The sequence below is a fragment of the Ruegeria sp. CDSC054 genome, assembly GCF_059610645.1.
This window is the reverse complement of the sequence record NZ_JBXWOA010000002.1, coordinates 89,293-113,469: the sequence shown is the minus strand read 5'-3', so window position 1 is coordinate 113,469 and position 24,177 is coordinate 89,293. Positions and strand designations below refer to the sequence as shown.

At 58.0% G+C, this 24,177-nt stretch carries 20 protein-coding genes; 8 read left to right on the top strand and 12 right to left on the bottom strand.

Translation table 11 applies throughout. The features are described from left to right. Positions 1-19: 19 nt before the first annotated feature. The 5 genes from ftsZ (at position 20) to AC2FGC_RS04475 (ending at position 7,214) form a co-directional block, all read left to right on the top strand. Positions 20-1,639: a cell division protein FtsZ gene (ftsZ, locus tag AC2FGC_RS04495; protein ID WP_496724410.1), complete on the top strand. Its 1,620-nt coding sequence runs from the start codon at positions 20-22 to the stop codon at positions 1,637-1,639. Between the two features lie 213 nt (positions 1,640-1,852). After that, the gene (gene lpxC, locus AC2FGC_RS04490; protein WP_496724412.1) at positions 1,853-2,773 is read left to right on the top strand and encodes a UDP-3-O-acyl-N-acetylglucosamine deacetylase; all 921 of its coding nucleotides are present in this window, start codon (positions 1,853-1,855) and stop codon (positions 2,771-2,773) included. Positions 2,774-2,900: 127 nt separating this feature from the next. Continuing rightward, positions 2,901-3,743 carry an outer membrane protein assembly factor BamD gene (locus AC2FGC_RS04485; protein ID WP_496724414.1) on the top strand — a complete coding sequence of 281 codons (843 nt, stop codon included), beginning with the start codon at positions 2,901-2,903 and terminating at the stop codon, positions 3,741-3,743. Positions 3,744-3,778: 35 nt separating this feature from the next. After that, on the top strand, positions 3,779-5,428 hold the full coding sequence (gene recN / locus AC2FGC_RS04480; RefSeq protein ID WP_496724416.1) for a DNA repair protein RecN: 1,650 nt from the start codon (positions 3,779-3,781) through the stop codon (positions 5,426-5,428). A 100-nt stretch (positions 5,429-5,528) separates the two neighbouring features. Further along, a complete protein-coding gene (locus tag AC2FGC_RS04475) occupies positions 5,529-7,214 on the top strand; it encodes a chloride channel protein (protein WP_496781527.1) in 1,686 nt (561 codons plus the stop codon). Here the strand turns inward: AC2FGC_RS04475 and AC2FGC_RS04470 are convergent. The 5 genes from AC2FGC_RS04470 to cobS all read right to left on the bottom strand — a co-directional run bounded on the left by AC2FGC_RS04470 (position 7,211) and on the right by cobS (position 14,290). Next, on the bottom strand, positions 7,211-8,578 hold the full coding sequence (locus tag AC2FGC_RS04470; protein WP_496781525.1) for a DUF3179 domain-containing protein: 1,368 nt from the start codon (positions 8,576-8,578) through the stop codon (positions 7,211-7,213). The two genes, AC2FGC_RS04475 and AC2FGC_RS04470, sit on opposite strands and share 4 nt — an antisense overlap. 396 nt (positions 8,579-8,974) lie before the next feature. After that, a complete protein-coding gene (locus AC2FGC_RS04465) occupies positions 8,975-9,316 on the bottom strand; it encodes a DUF427 domain-containing protein (RefSeq protein WP_496724420.1) in 342 nt (113 codons plus the stop codon). A 65-nt stretch (positions 9,317-9,381) separates the two neighbouring features. Continuing rightward, complete coding sequence (locus AC2FGC_RS04460; protein ID WP_496724421.1) at positions 9,382-11,172, bottom strand: aminopeptidase P family protein; 1,791 nt, start codon at positions 11,170-11,172, stop codon at positions 9,382-9,384. 73 nt (positions 11,173-11,245) lie between these two features. Continuing rightward, positions 11,246-13,123 (bottom strand): cobaltochelatase subunit CobT, encoded by a 1,878-nt coding sequence (cobT, locus tag AC2FGC_RS04455; protein WP_496724422.1) that lies wholly within the window; start codon positions 13,121-13,123, stop codon positions 11,246-11,248. Between the two features lie 180 nt (positions 13,124-13,303). Then, the gene (gene cobS / locus AC2FGC_RS04450) at positions 13,304-14,290 is read right to left on the bottom strand and encodes a cobaltochelatase subunit CobS (RefSeq protein WP_058274350.1); all 987 of its coding nucleotides are present in this window, start codon (positions 14,288-14,290) and stop codon (positions 13,304-13,306) included. Positions 14,291-14,609: 319 nt separating this feature from the next. Between cobS and AC2FGC_RS04445 the strand changes: the two genes are divergently transcribed. Next, on the top strand, positions 14,610-15,518 hold the full coding sequence (locus AC2FGC_RS04445) for a Hint domain-containing protein (protein ID WP_496724423.1): 909 nt from the start codon (positions 14,610-14,612) through the stop codon (positions 15,516-15,518). A gap of 5 nt (positions 15,519-15,523) precedes the next feature. Here AC2FGC_RS04445 and AC2FGC_RS04440 read toward each other — a convergent pair whose 3' ends face one another. Continuing rightward, entirely contained in the window at positions 15,524-16,150 is a 627-nt protein-coding gene (locus tag AC2FGC_RS04440) for a J domain-containing protein (RefSeq protein WP_058274352.1), read from the bottom strand. Between the two features lie 108 nt (positions 16,151-16,258). Here AC2FGC_RS04440 and AC2FGC_RS04435 point away from each other — a divergent pair, with 108 nt between their 5' ends. Further along, positions 16,259-16,513: a BolA family protein gene (locus tag AC2FGC_RS04435; RefSeq protein ID WP_058274353.1), complete on the top strand. Its 255-nt coding sequence runs from the start codon at positions 16,259-16,261 to the stop codon at positions 16,511-16,513. A gap of 20 nt (positions 16,514-16,533) precedes the next feature. Here the strand turns inward: AC2FGC_RS04435 and AC2FGC_RS04430 are convergent, their stop codons facing one another. Continuing rightward, positions 16,534-17,070 (bottom strand): winged helix-turn-helix transcriptional regulator, encoded by a 537-nt coding sequence (locus tag AC2FGC_RS04430; RefSeq protein WP_496781522.1) that lies wholly within the window; start codon positions 17,068-17,070, stop codon positions 16,534-16,536. A 40-nt stretch (positions 17,071-17,110) separates the two neighbouring features. Between AC2FGC_RS04430 and AC2FGC_RS04425 the strand changes: the two genes are divergently transcribed. After that, complete coding sequence (locus tag AC2FGC_RS04425; protein WP_058274355.1) at positions 17,111-17,500, top strand: VOC family protein; 390 nt, start codon at positions 17,111-17,113, stop codon at positions 17,498-17,500. Positions 17,501-17,538: 38 nt separating this feature from the next. Here the strand turns inward: AC2FGC_RS04425 and AC2FGC_RS04420 are convergent, their stop codons facing one another. The 5 genes from AC2FGC_RS04420 to pepN form a co-directional block, all read right to left on the bottom strand. Beyond that, complete coding sequence (locus AC2FGC_RS04420; RefSeq protein WP_496724425.1) at positions 17,539-17,952, bottom strand: DUF4177 domain-containing protein; 414 nt, start codon at positions 17,950-17,952, stop codon at positions 17,539-17,541. A 171-nt stretch (positions 17,953-18,123) separates the two neighbouring features. Further along, the gene (gene gatB / locus AC2FGC_RS04415; protein WP_496724426.1) at positions 18,124-19,635 is read right to left on the bottom strand and encodes an Asp-tRNA(Asn)/Glu-tRNA(Gln) amidotransferase subunit GatB; all 1,512 of its coding nucleotides are present in this window, start codon (positions 19,633-19,635) and stop codon (positions 18,124-18,126) included. A gap of 70 nt (positions 19,636-19,705) precedes the next feature. Further along, positions 19,706-20,968, bottom strand: a complete 1,263-nt coding sequence (locus AC2FGC_RS04410; RefSeq protein WP_496724427.1) for a hypothetical protein — start codon at positions 20,966-20,968, stop codon at positions 19,706-19,708. 130 nt (positions 20,969-21,098) lie between these two features. Continuing rightward, a complete protein-coding gene (locus AC2FGC_RS04405) occupies positions 21,099-21,527 on the bottom strand; it encodes a hypothetical protein (protein WP_496724428.1) in 429 nt (142 codons plus the stop codon). Next, positions 21,524-24,076: an aminopeptidase N gene (gene pepN, locus AC2FGC_RS04400; protein WP_496781520.1), complete on the bottom strand. Its 2,553-nt coding sequence runs from the start codon at positions 24,074-24,076 to the stop codon at positions 21,524-21,526. Before pepN ends, AC2FGC_RS04405 begins: the two co-directional genes overlap by 4 nt. Positions 24,077-24,177 lie beyond the last annotated feature (101 nt).

The following is a 24,177-nucleotide window of genomic DNA, read 5'->3' as shown; positions in this document are numbered from 1 at the left end:
AAAAACAGGCGGACAGAGCATGACATTGAATCTTTCGATGCCCGGGCACGACGAACTGAAGCCTCGGATCACAGTATTTGGCGTTGGTGGTGCAGGCGGCAACGCTGTCAACAACATGATTGAGAAACAGCTGGATGGCGTCGATTTTGTGGTCGCCAACACCGATGCGCAGGCACTGCAACAAAGCCAGTCCTCGGCACGGGTTCAACTGGGCGTGAAAGTCACCGAAGGTCTGGGGGCAGGGGCCCGTCCGACCGTGGGTGCGGCAGCAGCCGAAGAAAGCATTGAACAGATCGTTGATCACCTGGCCGGCGCGCATATGTGCTTTATCACCGCCGGCATGGGTGGCGGTACTGGCACCGGCGCCGCTCCCATCATCGCGCAGGCCGCGCGGGAATTGGGCGTTCTGACCGTTGGTGTTGTGACCAAGCCCTTCCAGTTTGAAGGCGCCAAGCGGATGCGTCAGGCCGAAGACGGCGTTGAGATGCTGCAAAAGGTCGTCGACACACTGATCATCATTCCCAACCAGAACCTGTTCCGTCTGGCCAACGAAAAGACCACGTTCACCGAGGCGTTCTCGATGGCCGACGATGTTCTGTATCAGGGCGTTAAAGGCGTGACCGATCTGATGGTCCGTCCGGGCTTGATCAACCTCGACTTTGCTGACGTTCGCGCCGTGATGGACGAGATGGGCAAAGCGATGATGGGAACCGGCGAGGCCACCGGCGAAGATCGCGCGGTTCAGGCCGCCGAGAAGGCGATCGCCAACCCGCTGCTGGACGAAATCAGCCTCAAGGGTGCCAAGGGCGTTCTGATCAACATCACCGGCTCGCACGACCTGACCCTGTTCGAACTGGACGAAGCCGCCAACCGCATCCGCGAAGAAGTAGATCCCGAGGCCAACATCATCGTCGGTTCGACCCTGGATACAGTTATGGAAGGCGGCATGCGTGTATCGGTTGTCGCAACCGGTATCGATGCCAGTGAAAAGCAGGAAGATACCCCTGTCGCGCGCCGTTCAATGTCAGCACCGCTGACCCGCACCGTTTCAGCAGAAGAGTCGGCGCAGGAAGAGGCCCCGGTTGCTGCAGAAGTCGCTGAGCAAGCACCTCAGCAAGAGATGAACCGCGAACCCTCGCTGTTTGAAGCACCGACAGAGCCTGCACAGCCACAATTCCAGTCTCGTGTCGAACAGGATGATGATGGTTTGCCACCGCCGGCCTATCAGCCGCGCGTTGCCGAATTCGAGCCGACCCCCGAACCGGTTGAGCCTGCGTCCGAAAACTATGTCGCACCGCAGCCTCAACCGGCAGCGGGAACACCGTCGCCCGAAGCATTGCAGCGCTTGCAGGCCGCGGTCCAGAACGTTCCGCCGTCCGAGCGGAGCCCTTCGATGGTCCGCCCCGCGACCCCGCAGCCGACCGCTGTGCCGCAGGAAGAAGCGCATGATCGTCCCCGGTTTGGCTTTAACCGCCTGATCGACCGGATGACCGGCCACGCAGCAGATACTCCGGCGCAACCACCCCGCCAGCAGCCCGTTATGCGCCAATCTGACGCTACGGCACCTGCAAGGGATGAGGTCGACCCCGAACAGGACCGGATCGAAATTCCCGCCTTTTTGCGGCGTCAGGCCAACTGATCGCGGTAACAAAGTGAATGCAGAGGGTCGCCAAAGGGCGGCCCTTTTCTTTTGTTTTACAAATATTTAAGGAAGTGTAAGCAGGGATTTGCCGATCTGTCACATACATGTTTCATTCGGTTGCAAAGAGTGAGTTGAGCCTTGACGCCGCCTTCCTTAACTGAGTGTCCAACACGGCCAAACGAGGCCGGACACCACTCTTCGAGGTTCACCTTGCAACATACGCTCAAATCTCCGGTCACGTTTACAGGCGTCGGACTGCATAGCGGTAAGCCTGCGACGATGGTCCTGAAACCGGCAGCCGCCGGTCACGGCATCTGGTTCAAACGGACGGATATTGAGCTGGGCAATGCCCTTGTCCCTGCGATCTATGATGTGGTCGAGCGCACCCCGCTGTGCACCCGCCTGATCAACGACGCGGGTGTGTCTGTGTCCACGGTCGAGCACATCATGGCCGCGTTGGCCGGTTGCGGAATACATAACGCGCTGATCGAGATTGATGGTCCCGAAGTTCCGATCATGGATGGGTCTTCGATTGATTTCGTTCGCGGTATCATGGCGAAGGGCGTGCGTCGCCAAGCCAGCCCGGTTCTGGCCTATGAGGTTCTTAAGCCGGTGACCGCTGTGCGCGAAGGTGCTAGCGCTTCGATTGCGCCTGCAAACGGTCTGATCATCGACTTTCATATCGACTTCGAAGACGGTGCCATTGGCAACCAGACCAAGACCTTGGATATGCGCAACGGTTCGTTCGCACGTGAGCTGTGTGACTGCCGGACGTTCTGCCGCCGTACTGATGTTGAGGCGATGCGCGAAAACGGGCTGGCTTTGGGCGGCACGCTGGAAAATGCCGTCGTTGTTCAGGGTGACGAAGTCCTTACGCCGGGTGGTTTCCGCCGCGCGGACGAGGCCGTGCGCCACAAGATGCTGGATGCCCTTGGTGACCTGTATTTGGCAGGCGGTCCGATCTTTGGTCACTTTACCGGTGACAAATCCGGCCATTCAATGACCAATACTCTGCTGCGCAAGCTGTTCGAGACGCCGGGTGCGGTCCGTCCGATCCTGTGCACGCCTGAACAGGCAGCCCGCCTTCCGGGGCAGGGCCTGGTCCGGGACGAAATCCCGGAAGTCGCTTGATTGGATCAACTCTTCCGACAATTCTGCGAACGGGCGCATAAGGCGTTTTGCACCGGAATTTTATGTGCTAGACCTTGGCCTAAATCGGGGCTTAACCCCGTCAAGTAATACGACAAGGATAGGCGGAATGGTTGGCACCAAAGCGGCAGTCAGGTTCGCAAGCGCGATTCTTCTGACAGCAGTTTTGACGGCATGCGCTGGAAAAGGCGCAGACCGCAATCAGAACCTGGAAGGGTTCACTCCTGAACAGATATTCACGCGCGGCGAATATGAGCTGTCGCAGAATCGTTCGGATGATGCGGCGTGGTATTTTTCAGAAGTTGAACGTCTGTATCCGTATTCCGATTGGGCCAAGCGTGCGCTGATCATGCAGGCATTCTCATACCACTCGGACAAAAACTACGAAGAAAGCCGAGGCGCCGCACAACGGTACATCGACTTTTACCCGACGGACGAAGATGCGGCTTATGCCCAATATCTTCTGGCGCTCAGCTATTATGACCAGATTGACGAGGTCGGGCGCGATCAGGGCCTGACTTTTCAGGCGTTGCAATCGCTGCGCACCGTGATCGAGGTCTACCCGGATAGCGAATACGCGACCTCTGCGGTGCTGAAATTCGATCTGGCCTTTGACCACCTGGCTGGCAAAGAGATGGAAATTGGACGCTATTATCTGCGCCAGGACCATTATACTGCAGCCATCAACCGGTTCCGTGTGGTGGTTGAAGACTTCCAGACCACATCTCACACCGCCGAAGCTCTGTACCGCTTGATTGAAGCCTATCTGGCACTGGGTCTTGTGGATGAGGCACAGTCGGCGGGGGCCATTCTGGGGTACAACTATCAGTCGTCCGAATGGTACGATGCGGGCTATTCGCTGCTGACGTCACGCGGATTGGATCTCAAGAGCCGTGGCAACAACTGGCTCAGCACGATCTACCGTCAGACTGTCAAAGGTGAGTGGTTGTAATCGCCATGGCCAATGGGGTGGGACGCTAAGACCCGATGCTGCGCGCCCTCGATATCCGTGACATGCTGATCATCGATCGGCTGGAACTGACGTTTCAGCCGGGCCTGAATGCGTTGACCGGTGAAACCGGTGCGGGCAAGTCGATTCTTCTGGATTCGCTGGGATTTGTTCTGGGCTGGCGTGGTCGGGCAGAACTGGTCCGTCAGGGCGCCGCTCAGGGTGAAGTCGTGGCCGAGTTCGAATTGAACGAAGATCACGCCGCACATGCAATTCTGGCCGAAGCGGGCCTGCCCGACGGAGAAGAGCTGATCCTGCGGCGGGTGAATACGGCCGAGGGGCGTAAGACCGCGTGGGTCAATGATCGTCGTTGTTCGGGCGAGGTGCTGCGGGCATTGTCCGAGACCCTGATCGAACTGCATGGTCAACACGATGATCGCGGCCTGTTGAACCCGCGAGGTCACCGGGCAATGCTGGATGATTACGCCGGAGCAGAATCCTATCTAGTAAAGGTGCGGTCAGCATGGTCCGAGATGTCACGTGCGCGCAAAGCTCTTGCGCAGACGGAATCGGCCCTAGCAGCCATGCGTGCAGAAGAGGAATTCTTGCGGCATTCGGTATCCGAACTGGATCAGCTGGACCCGCAGCCGGGCGAGGACGCCGAGCTCGACGCCCGTCGTCGCATGATGCAGGGGGCCGAGCGTATCCGCGATGACGTTGCCCGTGCCTTCGCTCTGCTGGGTGGGGACGGGGCCGAGGGGGCGATGGCTGACGCCGTGCGCTGGCTCGAAGGGGTGTCGGATAGTGCGGGCGGCCAATTGGAAGAGCCGATCGCCGCATTGGGACGCGCCTTGATCGAGTTGGGTGAGGCGCAGGATGGTGTCGATGCCTGCCTGCAAAAACTGGACTTTAACCCGTCTGAGTTGGAGCAGGCCGAAGAACGCTTGTTCGCTATTCGTGCGCTGGCTCGTAAACATGACGTCGTGCCAGATGATCTGGGCACCTTCGCCGACACTTTGCGCGACCGCCTGAACCGGCTTGACGCGGGCGATGCGGATCTGGCCGATCAGAGGGCGGCGGTAGACGCGGCACAGGCGGCTTATGACGACGCAGCGGCCAAACTGAGTGCTGCGCGGCAAAAGGCCGCCGGGCAACTCGATGCCGCCGTGATGACCGAACTCGCCCCGTTGAAGATGGAACGCGCTGTGTTCCAAACCGAAATCACGGTGGCAGACCCGGGCCCCGAGGGGATTGACGCTGTGGCGTTCACGGTTGCCACCAACCCCGGCGCGCCTTCGGGACCGCTGAACAAGATCGCCTCAGGCGGTGAACTCAGTCGTTTTCTTTTGGCGCTCAAGGTCTGTCTGGCCGGTGATGACAGCGCGCGCACGATGATTTTCGACGAAATCGACCGAGGTGTCGGCGGCGCGACCGCTGATGCTGTCGGGCGGCGCCTTGCGTCGTTAGCGCATGGCGGTCAGGTGCTGGTTGTGACCCACTCGCCGCAGGTGGCGGCCCGCGCGGCGCATCACTGGCGGGTTCAAAAACACGTCACCGACGGGCATACCCTGTCGACCGTTGTGCCGCTGGCCGAACCCGACCGCGTGGATGAAATCGCCCGTATGGTCGCAGGTGACACAATAACGGACGAGGCCCGCGCTGCGGCCCGAGCCCTTTTGCAGGCCTGAGGTAATTCTGCCGCTTTCCTGTGTTCAATCCGTCGCGATCCCACTTTTATAAGGGCGCTCCGTGGCTTACTAAGGGGAAAGACGTGATCCCCGAGGGCAAATGACCCAATCAACCCGCACCGTTCTGCGCAACCAGCTCAATCAGGCTCTGGCCGCGATAAAGGACGCCTGGCGGGTGATGCGGCGGCGTGGGCCCAGCCAGATTCAATTCTGGTTCATCGCGCTGGCGATCGGGATCGCGGCAGGTTTCATGGCATTGGGATTTCGCAAGGCGATCCGGTCGCTGCAGGCCTATGTCTATGATACGGATGACATTTTGCTTTTGCACAGCCACGCGGAAAAGCTGCCTTGGTTTCTGATCCTGATCATTCCCATCATCGGCGGGCTTATCGTGGGCGTGATCCTGAATAAGTTCACCGACGACGGACGCGTGCGATCCGTCGCTGACGTCATCGAAGGGGCCGCGGTGACCGATGGTCGCGTGGAAAGCAAGGCGGGTATCGCGTCTTTCTTTGCCTCGCTCGTCACGCTCAGCACAGGCGGGTCCACGGGCCGAGAGGGGCCGGTCGTGCACATGGCTGGTGTGATCTCAACCTGGGTCAGTAACCGCATCCATGCTGATGGCATCACCGGGCGCGACCTGTTGGGATGCGCTGTCGCCGCCGCCGTCTCGGCCAGTTTTAACTCACCGATCGCAGGTGCGCTGTTCGCGCTTGAGGTCGTGCTGCGTCACTTTGCAGTGCATGCATTTGCGCCAATCGTGATTGCTTCGGTTGCCGGGACAGTAATCAACCGGCTGGAATATGGCGATGTGACCGAGTTTGTTCTGGATACACCCGGTTCCCTGCAATTCTACGTGGAACTGCCTGCCTTTCTGCTACTTGGCCTGATCTGCGGCCTGGTTTCGCTTCTGCTCATGCGGTCGATCTTTTTTGCCGAAGATATCGGCAACCATATCCAGAACCGGCTTGCCTTGCCTGGCTGGCTGCGCCCAGCTGTTTCAGGTGCGATGCTGGGGCTGCTGGCGATCTGGTTCCCGCATATCATCGGCGTCGGGTATGAAACGACGATCCGCGCTTTGGCAGGTGACCTGACCCTGAGTTTTGCCATCCTGTTTGCGGTGATCAAGACGGTTGCCGTGGCGATCACCATGGGCGGGCGTATGGGCGGCGGGGTGTTTTCCCCATCGCTGATGATTGGGGCGTTGACCGGGCTGGCCTTTGGCCTGATCGCAACCGGGCTGCTGCCGGATGTGTCGGGCACGCATACGCTTTATGCCTTTGCCGGAATGGGGGCCGTTGCTGCTGCGGTTCTGGGCGCGCCGATTTCGACCACGATGATCGTCTTTGAACTGACCGGAGACTGGCAAATCGGCCTGGCTGTGATGGTTTCGGTGTCGATGTCGACAGCGCTGGCCTCGCGTCTTGTGGATCGGTCCTTCTTCTTGACCCAGCTGGAACGTCGCAACGTGCATCTGGCCGCCGGGCCGCAAGCCTATCTGCTGGCGATGCTGCGGACCGGGGCAGTCATGCGCCCCTTGGGCGACTCTCGCTCGATCACGAAAGAACAGGCGGCCGAATTGATCGAACAGGGGCTTTGTGTTCAGGCCAGCGCCACACTAGAGGCAGCGATGCCCTATTTCGACAGGGATGACATCCCCTGTATTCCGGTGGTGATTGTCGAAGAGGACGGTAGTGAAAACCCGGTCGGAGCGCTTTACCACGTCGATGCACTGAAGGCGTATAATCGCGCCTTGGCCGCCACGGCGGCAGAAGAGCACTCTTAGCGATTATACACTGTTGCGGTATCGCCCAGGTAATTGTCCCAAGCAAACCAGTACGAAATATGGCCTGCGACCCGGGGCAATTCCGCGCCTCCTGGTCCAACCAGCGCCTCTTCGGTCATGGTCCACTTCTGACCCGTTTCATCCACCAAATCGCTGCCCGACGCAGCGAACTTGTGGGATGCGCGTTCATAAGCCCGCACCGCGCGCTTTTCGTCGTTTCCGATAAGCACCAGCGGCCGGTTGGCGATGGCGTCATTGATTACCCGGCTTCTGCCGAACGCATCCAGCGGCCATGCTCGCGCCGCGCCAAATTGCCGAATGGCGAAAACATAATCTTTCTGTCTGTGACTGGACTGATCGACCAGCGCCGGGAACATCAATTCGGACGAAGCGAAATACTCCCGATACACGACACCCGATCCATAATTCCGCCGGTGACCGGTGTTCATTGAAAGGACCTTCGTCTTGGGGTGAGATGTTTTCCAGCTTTGCCATGTGGTGATGACCACCGGGCGTTGTTTCAATTCGATACCGCTGCCGACAAGCGCGCCAACGACTGGCTTGCCGGTGTATTGGTTCCACAGGGAATGCGTCTGACGATCGAACATCAGTTTGTTCGACCTGTACAGAAACCCCGATGAGCCGAAGATCAGCGGTTTGCTGCGACCCGGCACTTGCGTTTCAAACAGAATTCCGGATCCGCACAGTGTGCAGTAGGCCAAGGCCACCGGAACTCCGCCAATCACCTCGTTGAACATTTCATGCCAGCCCATGATCCGCAGCGGGTAGGCTCGTTCGTCCCCGTTGATCGAAACGCCAAAAACCAGGTCATCGTCCTTAAGGTAATCTGCACGCGCGGCAGGGGTCAGAGCCGGATTGTCCAGCGATGGGATACCGTCCTTGTTCACACCACCCCACGCGATCTCTTCAAGCCGGATCTTCATCTTGTCGCGCTGCAAATACTTTGGCTTCAGGAAGACATCGAAATTCGTATCAATTCCCAAAAGAACCTCGCGCTTGAACGGGATGAGCGAGGGGTGCGGCACGATTTGCGGGTTCTTTTCCTGCCACAACATCCACTCAAACCAGTCTTGACCGATATTCTCACCAGTCAGGGTCTGCATGACTTTCACGATGTCGCTGCTGCGACGTCTGGCGTATCGCATACCGGTCAGCAAAGCAGGCACCACATCCGGGTTGCCGCGTTGTACGAGAAAGGCCATGCCTTGCTCAAACTCTGCGTTGCTTCCAAACAGGGTGGAACGCACAGCATCAAGCACGGGGTCTTGTTGCGCGGACAACGCGCTAGGCAACAAGAGCGTGGCCCCCAATGATCCTGCGAAACTGCGACGGGTAAGTGACATGGCATCCTCTGGGCGGTGTTTGATGGCATTGTGCACGCTTGATGCCTCAAATGCATGCAACAGCCCCGTGATTGGATCGTGATCAAGCCCTGTCAGTTGCGAGCGCGCCGTTGAGCTACCAGCGAAGATTATATGCCTGCATGTTTTCGTGAAATTTTCCGCTTAGTCGTATCCAAAAAATGTCACAGATATTTTTTGCCACGGTGCCAAAAACGATAATTTTTGCTACGGGTTCGAAATTCTGGCCATGCTAGGGAGGCCCGGCCAGGGATTTTTTGGTCGCGTACGAACGGCAGCAGCCCAACTAAGGTCACTGGCATCCATGGCGCAGGCCTAGGGGCGTCCGTGTCACGACATAGCCTCGACTGAGCGGGTCAGAAAGGCCATCTGAGGGATTTAGATCTGTTCGACCTTAACGGAATCGACGCGGTAAAACGCGACATAACCCTTGATCTCGGCCATTGCGGCGACCGGATTCTCATAGCTCCACGCTGCGTTTTCGGTCACCGATGATTTGTTGACGATTGAGAAATGCGTTGCATCGCCTTTGTGCGGGCAATGCGTAACCTTTTCTGTACGGTCCAGAAATGCCATTCCGATATCGGCACGAGGGAAATAGATCACCGGCTCCAGATCACCTTCCAGCAGCTCCAGCGCATTCATGCTCTCTCCGAGAACGGCGCCCCCGGAACGAACGCTCCATTTTCCAGCTGCTTTGCGGATCGTTATGTCTGTCATCTCTGCTTCTTCCCTCGTCTTCAGTACGGATCACTCCTCTGCCCGGTTTATGTGACAGTCCGGTGTCAGATCGGCGCAGTTGCGGCATCCAACCACAGTTGAGCGTCGTCGCCCAGCCTTGGGCGGACTTTTTCCGCAACGTCGCGGTGATATGAATTCAGCCACGCGCGCTCATCTACCGTTAGCATATCAACTACTATCAGCCGCCGGTCAATCGGTACGTATGTAAGTGTCCGCCAGTTCAGCATCGCACGCTCGGTGTCAGCGGTGGGCAGCGTCGGGGCATCCTGCACCACAACAAGGTTCTCGATCCGAATGCCGAACGCGCCTTCGCGATAATATCCGGGCTCGTTGGACAGGATCATACCTGGCTCGAGCGGTACGTGGCTGACCTTTGACAAGCGCTGCGGCCCTTCATGGACGCTCAGATACGCACCGACGCCATGGCCGACCCCGTGATTGAAATCCTGGCCCGCTGCCCATAAGGGGGCGCGTGCGATGCATTCGATATCTCGTCCGGCCAGCCCGGCGGGCCAGCGCAGCATGGACATATCGATCATCCCTTTCAGCACGCGGGTAAAGCAGGCTTTTTCCTCAACGCCCACTTCTCCGATTGCAATGGTGCGGGTGATGTCGGTTGTGCCATCCAGATATTGACCGCCGCTATCCAAAACCAACAAGTCACCATTCTCCAGCCGGCTGTCGGTTTCTTCGGTTACTCGGTAATGCATGATCGCACCGTTGGGACCGGTGCCCGCAATCGTGTCGAACGAGATATCCTGTAGCGCGTTATCCCGGCGGCGGTTTTCCTCGAGCTGCGTGACCACCTGTGTTTCCGCCACTGTGCCCGGGGTCTGTGCGTCCAACCAGCACAGGGTTTCAATAACAGCCACCGCGTCACGAAGATGCGCCTCGGCGCTGCCTGCGATTTCGGCGGCGTTTTTGCGAGCTTTGGGAAGGGCACAGGGATCACCTGCATCCATCATTTTGTCACCCAGCACATCCGCAACTGCCTGCGGCAGGGTTCCCAAATCGACTTGAACCGCGCCGCCCAAATCCGCGGCCGCATCCAGAAAAGACCGAGGCTCGTGAACCTGAACTTGGTCGCCCAGGTGATCTAACACCCCGGTAAGTTTTTGCGCCGCCATGAACAGATCAACCCGACCATCGGCATGTAGAATGGTAAACCCATGGGCTACCGGGTTATACCCGATATCTGATCCACGAATGTTAAGCAGCCACATGATCGAATCCGGCAATGTAATGATGGCCGCATCACACCCGTTCTGTTTTAGATCCTCCGCCACCCGCGCAATTTTGCTTGTGGCTGTTTCCCCTGCAAACTCAATCGGGTGCGCCTTGACCGGGTTCATCGGGGCGTCCGGTTGATCCGACCACACCCTGTCCACCAGATTGTCGCTACGAACAAGTTCGACGCCGCTTGCGTTCAACTCTTTCTTCAGACTGGTAATCTGCCCTGCTGCATGCAGCCAAGGATCAAAACCAACCTTGCCGCCGTTGGGCAGCTGTTCTTTAAGCCACACGCCCAAACTGGTTTCAGGCCAGGGCACAGGCGTGAAATCCGCCGCAACCTGAGCCTTGACCTGCGTGCGATACCGGCCATCGATGAAAACGCCGGCAATATCGGACAGCACTGCGCAGAAACCGGCCGACCCGGTGAAACCCGTCAGCCATGCCAGACGTTCATCGCGTGGGGCCACATACTCGCCCTGATGCGCATCTGCGCGTGGGATCAGAAAACCGTCCAACCCATCCTGTGCCATCTGGGATCGCAAAGCGGCCAGCCTGGGCGGTCCCTGTTCCGGACGCGCAGTGACTGCAAAGGATTGAAACATGTGACACCTCTCGCAAACGGGGGGCTGCCCCTTCATCTTTTGAAAAATACTTCTGCCGGAGGCAGGGCCAGCGTCAGCTGGCCCTCTTCATCCCCATCACGCGTGCACGTGCCCGAGGATCGCTGTCGAACAATGCCGCCAGCTGTTCAGTCATCGCACCTGCCAGCTGTTCGACATCCGTGATCGTTACCGCGCGGTCGTAGTATCGGGTTACATCGTGGCCGATACCAATGGCCAAAAGCTCGACCATCTTACGTTTTTCGACCATTCCGATCACGTCGCGTAAGTGTTTTTCCAAGTAATTCGCGGGGTTAACGCTGAGCGTTGAATCATCAACCGGCGCGCCGTCCGAGATCACCATCAGGATCTTACGCTGTTCGCGTCGCGCCAGCATCCGGCGATGCGCCCACTCCAGCGCCTCACCATCGATGTTCTCTTTCAGCAGGCCTTCTTTCATCATCAAACCCAAGTTGGGTCGCGCGCGACGCCACGGGGCATCCGCGCCTTTATAGATGATGTGGCGCAGATCGTTCAGACGCCCCGGCTGTTGCGGGCGACCGTCATTCAGCCATGCCTCACGTGCCTGGCCACCTTTCCAAGCGCGCGTAGTAAAGCCAAGGATTTCGACCTTCACGTTGCAACGTTCCAACGTCCGGGCCAGAACATCGGCACAGATCGCCGCGATCGAGATCGGACGACCGCGCATCGAGCCCGAGTTATCCAGCAGCAGTGTCACCACCGTATCGCGGAACTCAGTGTCTTTCTCGACCTTGAAACTCAGCGGCGTGGTCGGGTTGGCCACAACACGCGCCAGTCGCCCGGCATCTAGAATACCTTCTTCGCGGTCAAACTCCCAAGAGCGGTTCTGTTGCGCCTGCAAACGGCGCTGCAGTTTGTTCGCCAGACGGCTGACGGCACCCTTAAGCGGCTCAAGCTGCTGATCCAGATAGGCGCGCAGCCGTTCCAATTCGGCAGGCTCGGCCAGGTCTTCGGCTGCGATCTCTTCGTCAAAGGTTCCAAGGTAAACCTTATAATCCGGGTCGGCCTCGGACGCTGGCGGTGGGGCAGGTGGCTCCAACGGTGCCTCGCCCTCGGGCATCTCGGCCTCTTCGCCCATCTCATCCTCGGCCATCTCGTCCATCGAGACCTGAGCCTGGGACTGATCCTGCTGCTCTTCCTGAGTTTGCTCAGGGGTCGCGTCGGCGTCCTGTTCGTCCTGATCATCCTGACCGGTGCTGTCGGGATCGGGCTGTTCTTCGGCGTCGTCCTCAGCCTGATCTTCCTGATCTTCGTCCAGCTCATCCGGGTCTTCGCCCAACTGATCGCCGTACCCCAGATCCTTGATCATCTGACGGGCAAACTTGGCGAATTCGGCCTGATCCGAAAGGATGTCCTGCAAATTTTCCAGCGTGCCACCAGCCTGCTCTTCGATGAAGCCACGCCACAGGTTCATGATGTTCTCAGCTGCAGGCGGCAGGTCGCGCCCGGTTGCCAAGTGGCGGATCAGATAACCCGCGGCCACCGACAAGGGGGCATCTGCGGGTTGCTTGCACTGGTCGTAACCGCGGCGCAGTGCCTCGTGCCCGATCTTTACATCGATGTTCGAAGCGGTGCCGGGCATGTCCCGCGCGCCCATCGCCTCACACCGTGCGACCTCCATCGCTTCATACAAGTCGCGCGCCATATCGCCCGGAGGCGCATAGCGGTTGTGCGTCGCATCGTCATGGTACTTGCGCTGCAATGCCAAGGCATCCGCCGTTCCGCGCGCCAGCAGAACCTCCTCTCGCGTCATTCGGCGCGAGACCTGCGGCAAACGCATCGACTCGCCCGACAGCCCCGAGGGGTCGACCGTATAGCTTACAGACAGCTCTGGATCGTCGGCCATAACCTTGGTGGCCTCGGCCAAGGCCTTCTTGAACGGATCGGCGGGGTTGTCGTTAGGTTTAGACAATGAACGTACTCCAGATCATTGCTGCTAGGAAAAGTATTGCGTACTCCCAACGCAGCCGTATCAGGTGAACATATTGCGACGCCGTCATGTCTGAAGGCGCCGACTTTTTCCAACCTACTTTGTCAAATAGCCAAAATGAATCAAAAACGACCCAGATCGATGCTATGACAAAAAAGGCTTTCACCCCAAGCTTACGCTCGCTGCACTTTCCGGCAGTTCCTCATCAAAACAACGTTGATAGAACTCGGCCACTGTCTGGCGCTCAAGCTCATCACACTTGTTCAGGAAGGACAGGCGGAAAGCGTAACCCACATCACGGAAAATCTCGGCGTTTTGGGCCCAGTTGATAACGGTCCGAGGGCTCATAACTGTGGACAGGTCACCGTTCATGAAGGCGGTCCGGGTCAGGTCGGCAACAGTGACCATCTGGCTGACGGTCTTGCGGCCTTTCTCGGTATTGTAGTGCGGCGCCTTGGACAGAACGATCATCGTTTCGGCATCATGGCTGAGGTAGTTCAGCGTCGAGACCAGCGACCAGCGGTCCATCTGAGCCTGGTTAATCTGTTGCGTGCCGTGATAGAGGCCAGTTGTATCGCCCAGGCCCACGGTGTTTGCCGTGGCGAACAGGCGGAAATTGGGATTCGGCGTGATGATCTCGTTCTGGTCCAGCAGGGTCAACTTGCCGTCGTGTTCCAGCACACGTTGGATCACGAACATCACGTCGGCACGGCCCGCGTCGTATTCATCGAACACGATGGCGACAGGATTGCGCAACGCCCAGGGCAGGATACCCTCGTGGAACTCGGTGACCTGTTTGCCGTCACGCAGTTTGATGGCGTCCTTGCCGATCAGGTCGATCCGGCTGATGTGGCTGTCGAGGTTCACACGCACGGCGGGCCAGTTCAGGCGGGCTGCGACCTGTTCGATATGGGTCGATTTGCCTGTGCCGTGATAGCCTTGGATCATCACACGACGATTGTGGGAAAAGCCTGCCAGAATGGCCAGTGTGGTTTCCGGGTCAAACTTGTAGGTCGGGTCGATCGCGGGTACGCGGTCACTGCGGTCAGCAAAGCCCTTGATCGCCATGTCGGTTTCAATACCGAACACGTCACGGACCGAAATTTCTTCGGTGGGTTTTGCGTTTACGTCGATCGATCCGTCAGCCATTCGCCTTGTCCTTATCCTTTGCCCCGCGTTGCCGGGTTTGAACTCGTGTGTGGTGCAACATATTGCGGGCAAGGGCAAGGGAAAGCCGTGCTGGTAGGTACTTAGGCGGATGTTTCTTTGAAACTGGCCTTATCGACGTTGCGTCCAATGTCTCGAGCTAATCTTTCAAATCTTGGACAGCACGAATTTTGGGTCCAGAACGCCGCCACACAGTCCCGTGAAGCATTAACATTGCAATAGTAAGATATGATGAGTTAAATATGCATATATGATTGTGCAAAAGCGGTTCCCGATTTTGTTTTTAAGAGTGTAGGTAAAAATGTCGTTAGTAATCTCAGGTCCGACTTCTATCTCGATCCCCAGTGGGTCGACCTCGGTTATGGAGCAGTATACCGCGACCAAAGCTGTGACGTGGAGCGTGACCGTAACTGGCAATGGTGGATTGGATCCTTCCGACTACACTGTTTCGATTTCACCGAGCGGAGTTCTGACCGTTGAGCTTACTGAGGGGGCAGACATTCCCCCGAATACGCAACTCACGGTTCTAATACGCGCGACGACGGGGAATCCGGGAAATGGTAACAATGCCTCTCTCAGTGTGACAGTCGACCTTCCTGCCGGAACAGTGCCATGTTTCGTAAAGGGAACTTTGATTGAAACCGGGAAAGGTCCTTGCCCCGTCGAAGAACTATCGGTTGGGGACAAAGTTCGTGTTTCCAGCGGTGCGCTGTTGCCTATCCTTTGGATTGGTAAAAAGACCATGAGCGCGGAAGCGTTGCAGCGAAACCCACGATTGCGCCCTGTTTGCATCCAGAAAGGGGCAATCGGGGACGGTTTGCCTGATCGTGATCTATACGTGTCTCCACAGCATAGGATTGTTCTCGAAGGGTGGCGCGCCGAATTGCTGTTTGGAGAGCCCAGAGTTTTTGCTGCGGCAATTCATTTGGTCAATGACAAAACAATTCGACAAGTGCGGCCCGATGAGGCCGTGACGTATTTCCACGTTGCCTGTGATCGCCATGCGATACTGATTTCGCATGGTTTGCCGACAGAAAGCTTGTTTCTGGGCGACATGGCGCTTTTGTCATTCGATCGCGAAGATGTCGAGGAGCTTGGTATGCTATTCCCGGATCGTTTCAGCCCTAAACCCACTTTGGAACAAACTCGCGTGCGGTGCCTAAAGCGACCCGAAACAGAGGCGCTTTTGCGCATGTACGGTCGTCGATAAGCCGACTACCTAAAGTTCCGGCTGTCCTTGATCTGATCCCACGCCCAGACGACCTCTTGCAACTGCTCTTCCTGGGAACGGTCGCCGCCGTTCATGTCAGGGTGCAGCACCTTGATCAGCTTTTTGTACGCTTTGCGCACCTCGGCCTTGGTCCAGCTGTCGTTGGCTTCCAGAATTTCGATCGCGCGGCGTTCCGTGGGGGGCAGGCGACGACCGCCGCCACCTGACGTGCGTCCTTTGTTTTGGGTGCTGTTTGCGCCAAGTACCTGATGCGGGTCTTCGATGCCCAGACGCGCCCATGCGCGCGCTTCGGGATCGCCCATCGGCTTGGTCTCGCGCTCCCACACTTTGTCCTTGGACCGCTGGGCGTTCAACTCGGCCTCGGTGGTGCCGTCAAAGAAGTTCCACTTGTTGTTGTATTCGCGAACGTGCTGCTGGCAGAACCAGAAAAAGTCGTCCAGCACGTCAGGGGCCTTGGGCGCACGGAACTTGCCCGGTTCTTCGCAACCTTCGTGATCGCAGATACGCGTCGAGGTTTCAGACGCGCCCGACATTCCGCGACGCCCCCGCGGGTTCTTTTTCTTGGAAGTGGATACGGACATATCAAATCCGAAGGGGTCTGACTTCACCATGTGCTCATCCTTAAGAACGCATCTTTTCGACTCGGAGGCAGCAGTTTAGTCTAAGCAGCCGAAAGTAGAAGAGGGGGGGCGGTAAAATTTTCGCCCGTGAGCAAAAAAATGACTGTTACCGACGAGATCCGAACCCGCCTGATGGCAGCCTTTGAACCGCGTGAGCTGGAAGTCGTGGATGACAGCGAAAGCCACCGAGGACACGCCGGGTTTCAAGAGGGCGGCGAAAGCCATTTCAACGTCCGTATTCGTGCCAGCGCTTTTCAGGGTCAATCCCGCGTCGCCCGCCACCGGGCCGTACATAAGGCACTGGGTGACATCGTGCCCCGCATTCATGCGCTGGCGCTGGATATTGATACCTGAACAGGCCCTTTGGTCGGTGCCTAGGCGACCAGAGAAATGGCCCTGTTAACCGCGATTCCCTGATTCACCGCTCGATAGGTGGGAAAAGGCAGCCGGTGCGTTGCATCAATGTCTCGCTGTATCCACTCTTGCTCTTCCAGGCGATGAAGCGACGTCGAAAGTGCGCGGTCGGAAATCGTGATCAGACCGGATTTGAGGGTCGAGAACCGTCGGGGCCTGTCGGTCAGCGCCAGAATAGGCGCCGTCCAACTGCGTCTGAGTAACGCGAAATCAGCGTCATCTGGCACGGCATTCACGATTCGGCTGGCGATTTCGGCCGCAGATTCACCCGTTTGGGTCAATCGAAACTCGGGACGCAACGGATGACCGTGGCCAGGATTCCGTTCCAGAAAACCCAATTGAATCAGGTGGTCAAGGCTCTGGGCAAATGCCGTTCTGCCGGCGCTTGTCGCAGCCAGTAGCGGTGCCTGTCGTCCCGGCATGCCTTCATGCATCAACGCCAGAATGTTCAGGGACCAGGCGCGGGATGTAAGCTTGACAAGAATCGTTATGTCCATAAAGTATAGTTACTTTAATTTTCGCCAAAAGGATAGTTCAATGCCACTCGTTTCACTGGAAAACACGATCACGCTCGCCATGTCCGTGCAAGACAGGCATGTCAGTGCCGAATGGTATCAGGCCAAGCTGGGGTTTGAGCTGATCCACCACATTGACGAGGCCGGTTGGAGCGAGATGAAAACCAAAACCGACGGTGTGACCTTGGGCCTGGGTGAACAGGCCGAGCCTGCGCCGGGCAATACGGTGCCGGTGTTCGGGGTGTCGGATATTGCGACGGCGCGTCAGGCGCTCGAATCCTCGGGCGTCAGGTTCGATGGGGCGACTGAAACGATCGAGGGCATGGTCAGCACCGCGACGTTCTACGACCCGGACGGCAACGCACTGATGCTGGCGCAGGATCTGAGCCAAGCAGCAAGCGCTGCCGAGTAAAATTCAGCTGCAGGCTATGAAAACGCCGAGCAGACCGCTTAGGTCTGCTCTTTGTCCTTTTCGGACAGGTCTGTTGGCTTCAGGGTCAATGGCGGATCTTTGACCTCTTCTGAAATCGGTGCAGGGGCCTGCACTTCTTCTTCTGGTCCAGGCACCGGCTGAGCCACGGGGGCAGCGTCGCTGTCCTCAACCGCCTCACGCTCCGAAGAAAATTCAGCTGCAATCTCACGCCGAAACACCAGAACGTTGCGCCAGTTCACGGTGGAACTGGTCAGGCCAGCGCGTTCCTCGCTGGGCAGAAGTTCCGCACGCTGGTATTCCCAGCCATCCTGCCCCATTTGATTCAGGATCTGTTCGATCGACACTGCAAACCGCCCTTCGGCAGTTTTGACGCCCTTGGCCTTGGTGCCTTTCTGCGGGGCGGGGACAACTTTGTATTCGTAGCGCTGCATCAGATTTTCCTAGTTGCCGATCCCTGGCAATCTAACATGTTGTCGGGTTTCGAACAGTCATCATCGCCCGTTGGGCAAATTCTGTTTTGTCTGTTGCGCCCCGCGCGCGGGGCCGGAAGATCCGCGCCATATGCACGGACCCTTCCGTTGCAGTTTCTTGAACCGAAAGGTTTACGAGCTCAGCTTTTTGCTGACCAACTCATTGACGGCTTTGGGGTTCGCCTTGCCGCCAGTTGCCTTCATGACCTGACCAACAAACCAGCCTGCCAGTTTCGGGTTCACCTTGGCTTTTTCGACCTGCGACGGGTTGGCCGCGATGATTTCGTCCAGAGCAGTTTCGATGGCACCGGTGTCGGTGACCTGTTTCATGCCGCGTTCTTCAACGATCTGCGCCGGGTCGCCGCCTTCGGTGTAGACAATCTCGAACAGATCCTTGGCGATCTTGCCAGAAATGGCGTCTGAGGCGATCAGATCGATGATCCCACCCAACTGCGCAGGCGAAACCGGCGAGTCGGTGATGCTGTGGTCTTCTTTCTTCAGCCGACCAAACAGTTCGTTGATGACCCAGTTTGCGGCCAACTTGCCGTTGCGGCCTTTGGCGACCTCTTCGAAATAGGCGGCCGACTCTACCTCGGCGGTCAGAACGGAAGCGTCATAGTCGGTCAGCCCGAATTCACTGATGAATCGTGTCTTCTTGTCGTCGGGCAGTTCCGGCAATTTGGCGGCGATGTCGTCCACCCATGCCTGCTCAATCTCCAACGGCAGCAGATCTGGGTCAGGGAAGTAGCGATAGTCATGCGCCTCTTCTTTGGACCGCATCGACCGTGTTTCGCCCTTGTCCGGGTCATATAGCCGGGTTTCCTGATCGACCTTGCCGCCACCTTCAACGATGGCAATCTGACGACGCGCTTCGACTTCGATCGCTTGCTGAATAAAGCGCATCGAGTTCATATTCTTGATCTCGCAACGGGTGCCCAGATGCGAGAAGTCCTGCGTTTCCTGATATTTCTCATAAGCACCGGGCAGGCAGATCGAAACGTTCACGTCTGCTCGCAGGTTGCCGTTCTGCATGTTGCCGTCGCAGGTGCCCAAGTAACGCAAGATTTGACGCAGCTTGACGATATAGGCAGCGGCCTCTTCCGGTCCGCGAATATCGGGGCGGCTGACGATCTCCATCAGGCAAACACCGGTCCGGTTCAGGTCGACAAATGACATGTGGGGGTCCATGTCGTGGATCGATTTGCCAGCGTCCTGTTCCATGTGGATGCGTTCAATGCGCACCATACGTGCGGTGCCGTCACCCATTTCGACCAGAACCTCGCCTTCACCCACAATAGGCTGATAAAGCTGAGAAATTTGGTAACCCTGCGGCAGGTCGGGGTAGAAATAGTTCTTGCGGTCAAAGGCCGATTTCAGGTTGATCTCCGCCTTCAGGCCCAGCCCGGTGCGCACCGCCTGTTCCACGCAATACTCGTTGATCACGGGCAGCATTCCCGGCATCGCCGCGTCCACGAATGCCACGTTCGAGTTCGGCTCGGCCCCGAATTGGGTCGACGCACCCGAGAACAGCTTGGCATTGGATGAGACCTGCGCATGCACCTCCATCCCGATGACCAGTTCCCAATCGTGCTTGGCCCCGGCAATGGTTTTGGGTTTGGGCATTTCGTATGTCAGGTCGAGCATGGCGCGCCTCATTTCCGCAGAAGTCTAAGCCTGCGTATTAGGCCCGGCACGGCCTAGGGGCAAGGGGGAATCAATGCCCGGACAGGCGCAAACCCGTCGGAGTAAACGTCACATCCAATCCGCTGCGCAGCTCATCACGGAACAGATCGCCAATTGCACGCAGGGCATCGCGCTGCCCGCGGGCCGCGAACCGTTCGGGTGAATTGATCCGAACACTGTTGTTGAACCCATTTGCTGCATGGGCCCAAATCAACGGGTGCAGTTCTGTCAGGTGATCGCGGATCAGCCAGTTTGCAGCCTGGTGTATCTGGCTGCGCACCAGATCAGCCTTGTCGCACTGGCCAGCACCGTTCTGGATCGTGATGGCGCAGTAGGCAGACAACATGTTGACGGTTTGCTGGTCAGGACGCCGACGGAGAATATCGTGCATGCCTTCCAGGAAGAAATCGACATCCAGACGCGCGCAGGCCTCTTCGTCTAGGGCAATTGCGTCGAACTGAACCCAAGTATAGCCTCCGGCCCCCCAGGTGTCCCGGGTCTGAGCCGCCATACGCAGCGCCTGGACCTCGAGCTCGCCATAGCTTCCGAACCAGCGCGGCAGCAGGTGGGTCCCCATCGCGCGCATGTGCCGATGATTCAACGGGTCGAGCTTAATCAACCGCTCGTATTCATCCGCCACCCGTGTGTTTGCTCTACGCTGACCCGCCAAAATTGCGCAGCCAGCCGAGGCGACAATGGGGCTGTCCGCTGCGGCCTCGCGACAATTGGGAAGGATTGCAGCTGCCCGATCGAAATGGGCGGCGCAACGGGATTGGTGCAGCGAGGGAAGGGTTGCTTCGTTCGTTGTACCGCGCCATGCCCATGCCATATCAATGTGGGCCAAAGCGACAACCAAGGCGATCATCGGGTCGCCCGAGTGCGCGCGCATCTCGTCTTCCAATTCGGAAATGCCGTTCATGACATCAAATTCTGATAGCGCTTTGGCGTCAGACAGCGCGTGCTCTGCGGCCAGAACCACATCGGCTCGTGCCCCAAACGCCAGCAATTCGGCGACGGGCATTCCGTCGGGTGCAGTGTCCCGTGCGTCGTCTGCTTTGCGCATCAGGTCGGACAATTCTGCCCAGCGATCCTGTCTGGCCAGGAAGCGGCCTTTTTCTATCGAGCTGCGCCCAATCTCATCCTGGGCCTGAACATCAGCCAATGGGATGTTCAATTGCCCTTGGTCCGGCAATACAGGCGAAACAGCCGGGTCAGCGAAATACGCGCCGGATGCAGCGGGATGAGCAATAGAAGATCGGGAACGGGACGAACGGTCCCTCAAAAACCAGAACATGGCGGCACTCGAAACAAACAAACCAGAAACTTGAGGGTGAAAGCTTTGCCGCAATCGGTGTCAAATTCAAGGTCTTTGAATGAGATTGGTTAACTATTGTCTTTAATTTTACGAAAATACATCCATTGTTTCAAAATGCGACGAAGTGATGACGTTCAATTCGAAAACCAGCCTGTTGCAGGACCTGTTCGAAGTCCCTGTGATGCGGAGACGACTCATCAGGCAGCCGAATCCGTTTGCCGGATGTCAGAACCAGTGAAACGCGCACCGAGAAATCCCAGCGCGTGTCGAAGCGGAAATAATCAATGTCCGAACGATCAATTTCGGCCTCTCGGGTGCCGGTAAACCAGCGCAGTTTGTTCTGATCAAGAACCAGCCCTGCGCTGGTGTTCTGTGTGATATCCCAAATAGCCGGTAACGTAGGCAACGCCAATAGCACTACCAGCCACCACGCCGCGTCGAACAGGATCACAAGTGCCAACAAGGCCGCATAGACGCAGATCAGAACACCGACGGTGCGCGGTGCCCGATTCTGACGCGTAAACGTGAATTCCGTCATGCGTTGAGAATGCGCGAGACCATTTCTGTCGTGTCGCGCGACAGGTCAGGCGTTTCTGCGATGCGGGTCAGTTGTGCACGGATCAGGTCCTGACGGTCCGCGTCATAGCGTTTCCATGTCTGGTAGGCCGAACACATCCGCGCCGTGGTCTGCGGGTTGACAGGGTCCAGTTTGATCAGCCAGTCGGCCAGCAACGCATAACCCGCACCATCTGCGCGGTGAAAACCGGCGTGGTTCATCGCCAGTGCACCCATTACCGCCCGGAACCGGTTGGGGTTTTTCCAGTTGAAATCGGCGTGCTCGGTCAGGGTGCGGGCGATGTCTGCCGTGGCCGCTGGAGAGGCCATTCCGACCTGAAGGGCAAACCATTTGTCCATCACCAGACGGTCGTGCTGCCATTGATCGTAGAACGCAGAAAGCTCGGCCTCGCCTTTGCCTGCGCGCAGCAGGCAGGACAGGGCGCTCAGTTGCTGTGTCATGTTGCCAGCCGCCGCGTATTGCTCGGCTGCCATTGCCGCACCATCAAGCCGTGACGTCAGGGCCAGTGCGGCATTGCCAAGCGAACGTTTGCCGACTTGGTCTGCATCGGGACTGTATGGTGCCTCGATCAAGGTTTCGCTGTGCAAGCGCGGCAGCAAGTCCTGAACGTGCTGCGCGGTTGCCTGCCGCAGCGTCTCGACCGCTGTCCAGATCGCCATAGGGTCAGGTGTTTCACCCCGGTCGGACAACGCGGCCGCCAGCTCGGATTGCGAAGGCAGACCCAGCATCAGGGCGCGATACGCCGGGTCCAGATCGCCGTCGCGCAGAACGGCCAGCACCCCGTCCAGGTAATCCGCACCCGGCGTTGCGTCTTCGAGGATCATGCGCAACAGCGTGTCCTGCGCCAAAGACCGTCCCGCCTGCCACCGATTGAAAGGATCGGTGTCGTGGGCCAGAAGGAAGGCGCGTTCGGCGTCGGTGTGATCGTGCTCAAGGATCACAGGGGCCGAGAAATCTCGCAGGATCGAGGCCACAGGTTTTGCCGCCAGCCCGGTGAATTGGAATCTTTGTTGCGCTTCGGTCAGTTCCAGAACCTCGGTTGCGCGCACCTCGTCCCCGTTTTGGCCAAGCAGACCTACAGCGACTGGGATCACTTGCGGCAGCTTTTCGGACTGCCCAGGTGTTTCTTCGGTGTGCTGCGCCAGTGTCAGCGTATATGTGCCGTCATTCCAATCTTCGCTCACTGTTACGCGCGGCGTGCCGGATTGGCTGTACCAGCGCTTGAACTGGCTCAGGTCGCGGCCGGTGGTGTCCTCAAACACCTTGATCCAGTCTTCAATGGTGCAGGCTTGCCCAACGTGACGATCGAAATACAAATCCAAAGCCTTGGAGTAGGCCTCATCACCAACCAGACGTTTCAGCATACCGATGATCTCGGCACCTTTTTCGTAGACGGTGGCGGTGTAGAAGTTGTTGATTTCCTGAAAACTCTCAGGCCGGACGGGATGCGACAAGGGCCCGTTATCCTCGGGGAACTGCCGCGCGCGCAGGTCGATAGCGTCCTCAATCCGCTTTACTGGGGCCGAGCGCATGTCCGAGGTGAACTGCGCATCCCGGAAAACGGTCAGCCCTTCTTTCAGGCACAGTTGGAACCAGTCGCGGCAGGTGATCCGATTGCCGGTCCAGTTGTGGAAATACTCATGCGCGATGATCGCTTCGATCCGTTCAAAATTGGCGTCGGTCGAGGTTTCAGGGCTGGCAAGAACAGCGGATGAGTTGAAGATGTTCAGCCCTTTGTTCTCCATCGCGCCCATGTTGAAGTCATCCACGGCCACGATGTTGAACACGTCCAGATCGTATTCGCGGCCATAGATGTCCTCGTCCCACTTCATGGATTTCTTCAAGGCTTCCATACCAAAGGCACATTTGCCTTCGTCGCCGGGACGGACCCAGAGGTTCAGCTCCACATCGCGACCCGACATGGTGGTGAACTGACCGGGATGGGCGATCAGCTCGCCCGCGACCAGCGCGAACAGGTAAGCGGGCTTGGGCCACGGATCGGTCCATTCGGCCCAGCCTTCGCCTTGGCCCGAAGGGTTGCCGTTGGACAGCAGTACAGGGAGGTCGCCGTTGATGCGCACGGTAAAGTTGGACATTACGTCCGGGCGGTCGGGGTAATAGGTTATCTTGCGGAACCCTTCAGCCTCACACTGGGTGCAATACATGCCGTTTGACATATACAGGCCTTCGAGCGCCGTGTTATTGCCGGGATCGATCTCAACCTCGGCTTCCCAGATAAACGGCGCGTCGGGGGCAGCAACGGTCAGGCCCTTGTCGGTAATCTCGGGGGTGATTTCCGCACCATCAATGGATGCGCGGATCAGCTTGAGGTCCTCACCGTGCAGGAAGAACGTCTTGTCGCTGGCCTCCGGGTTCGGGCGAAATGCGATGCGAGAGGTGACGCGGGTTGCGTGGGCGGCCAGATCAAACGTCAGGTGCACGCTGTCCACCAGATAACCAAAGGGTGTGTAGTCTTTCAGATAGATCGTCGTTGGGGCAGCGTCGCGCATCAGGGGCCTCGCATAATTTCGTGTTTGCGCGAACGTATGGGCTGTGAAGGTTGGCTGCAAGCCGTGCGATCCGCGCGCCGGAATGCCTCAAGCCTGATTTT

Excerpts from the sequence above, each read along its gene's own strand:
- AC2FGC_RS04430 (WP_496781522.1), bottom strand. The coding sequence starts at position 17,070 with ATGGACATAACGATTCTTGTCAAGCTTACATCCCGCGCCTGGTCCCTG.
- ftsZ (WP_496724410.1), top strand. The coding sequence starts at position 20 with ATGACATTGAATCTTTCGATGCCCGGGCACGACGAACTGAAGCCTCGG.
- gatB (WP_496724426.1), bottom strand. The coding sequence starts at position 19,635 with ATGCTCGACCTGACATACGAAATGCCCAAACCCAAAACCATTGCCGGG.
- cobS (WP_058274350.1), bottom strand. The coding sequence starts at position 14,290 with ATGGCTGACGGATCGATCGACGTAAACGCAAAACCCACCGAAGAAATT.
- pepN (WP_496781520.1), bottom strand. The coding sequence starts at position 24,076 with ATGCGCGACGCTGCCCCAACGACGATCTATCTGAAAGACTACACACCC.
- AC2FGC_RS04440 (WP_058274352.1), bottom strand. The coding sequence starts at position 16,150 with ATGGTGAAGTCAGACCCCTTCGGATTTGATATGTCCGTATCCACTTCC.
- recN (WP_496724416.1), top strand. The coding sequence starts at position 3,779 with ATGCTGCGCGCCCTCGATATCCGTGACATGCTGATCATCGATCGGCTG.
- AC2FGC_RS04425 (WP_058274355.1), top strand. The coding sequence starts at position 17,111 with ATGCCACTCGTTTCACTGGAAAACACGATCACGCTCGCCATGTCCGTG.
- AC2FGC_RS04405 (WP_496724428.1), bottom strand. The coding sequence starts at position 21,527 with ATGACGGAATTCACGTTTACGCGTCAGAATCGGGCACCGCGCACCGTC.
- AC2FGC_RS04445 (WP_496724423.1), top strand. The coding sequence starts at position 14,610 with ATGTCGTTAGTAATCTCAGGTCCGACTTCTATCTCGATCCCCAGTGGG.
- AC2FGC_RS04435 (WP_058274353.1), top strand. The coding sequence starts at position 16,259 with ATGACTGTTACCGACGAGATCCGAACCCGCCTGATGGCAGCCTTTGAA.
- AC2FGC_RS04410 (WP_496724427.1), bottom strand. The coding sequence starts at position 20,968 with ATGTTCTGGTTTTTGAGGGACCGTTCGTCCCGTTCCCGATCTTCTATT.
- AC2FGC_RS04465 (WP_496724420.1), bottom strand. The coding sequence starts at position 9,316 with ATGACAGACATAACGATCCGCAAAGCAGCTGGAAAATGGAGCGTTCGT.
- AC2FGC_RS04460 (WP_496724421.1), bottom strand. The coding sequence starts at position 11,172 with ATGTTTCAATCCTTTGCAGTCACTGCGCGTCCGGAACAGGGACCGCCC.
- AC2FGC_RS04470 (WP_496781525.1), bottom strand. The coding sequence starts at position 8,578 with ATGTCACTTACCCGTCGCAGTTTCGCAGGATCATTGGGGGCCACGCTC.
- AC2FGC_RS04485 (WP_496724414.1), top strand. The coding sequence starts at position 2,901 with ATGGTTGGCACCAAAGCGGCAGTCAGGTTCGCAAGCGCGATTCTTCTG.
- AC2FGC_RS04420 (WP_496724425.1), bottom strand. The coding sequence starts at position 17,952 with ATGCAGCGCTACGAATACAAAGTTGTCCCCGCCCCGCAGAAAGGCACC.
- AC2FGC_RS04475 (WP_496781527.1), top strand. The coding sequence starts at position 5,529 with ATGACCCAATCAACCCGCACCGTTCTGCGCAACCAGCTCAATCAGGCT.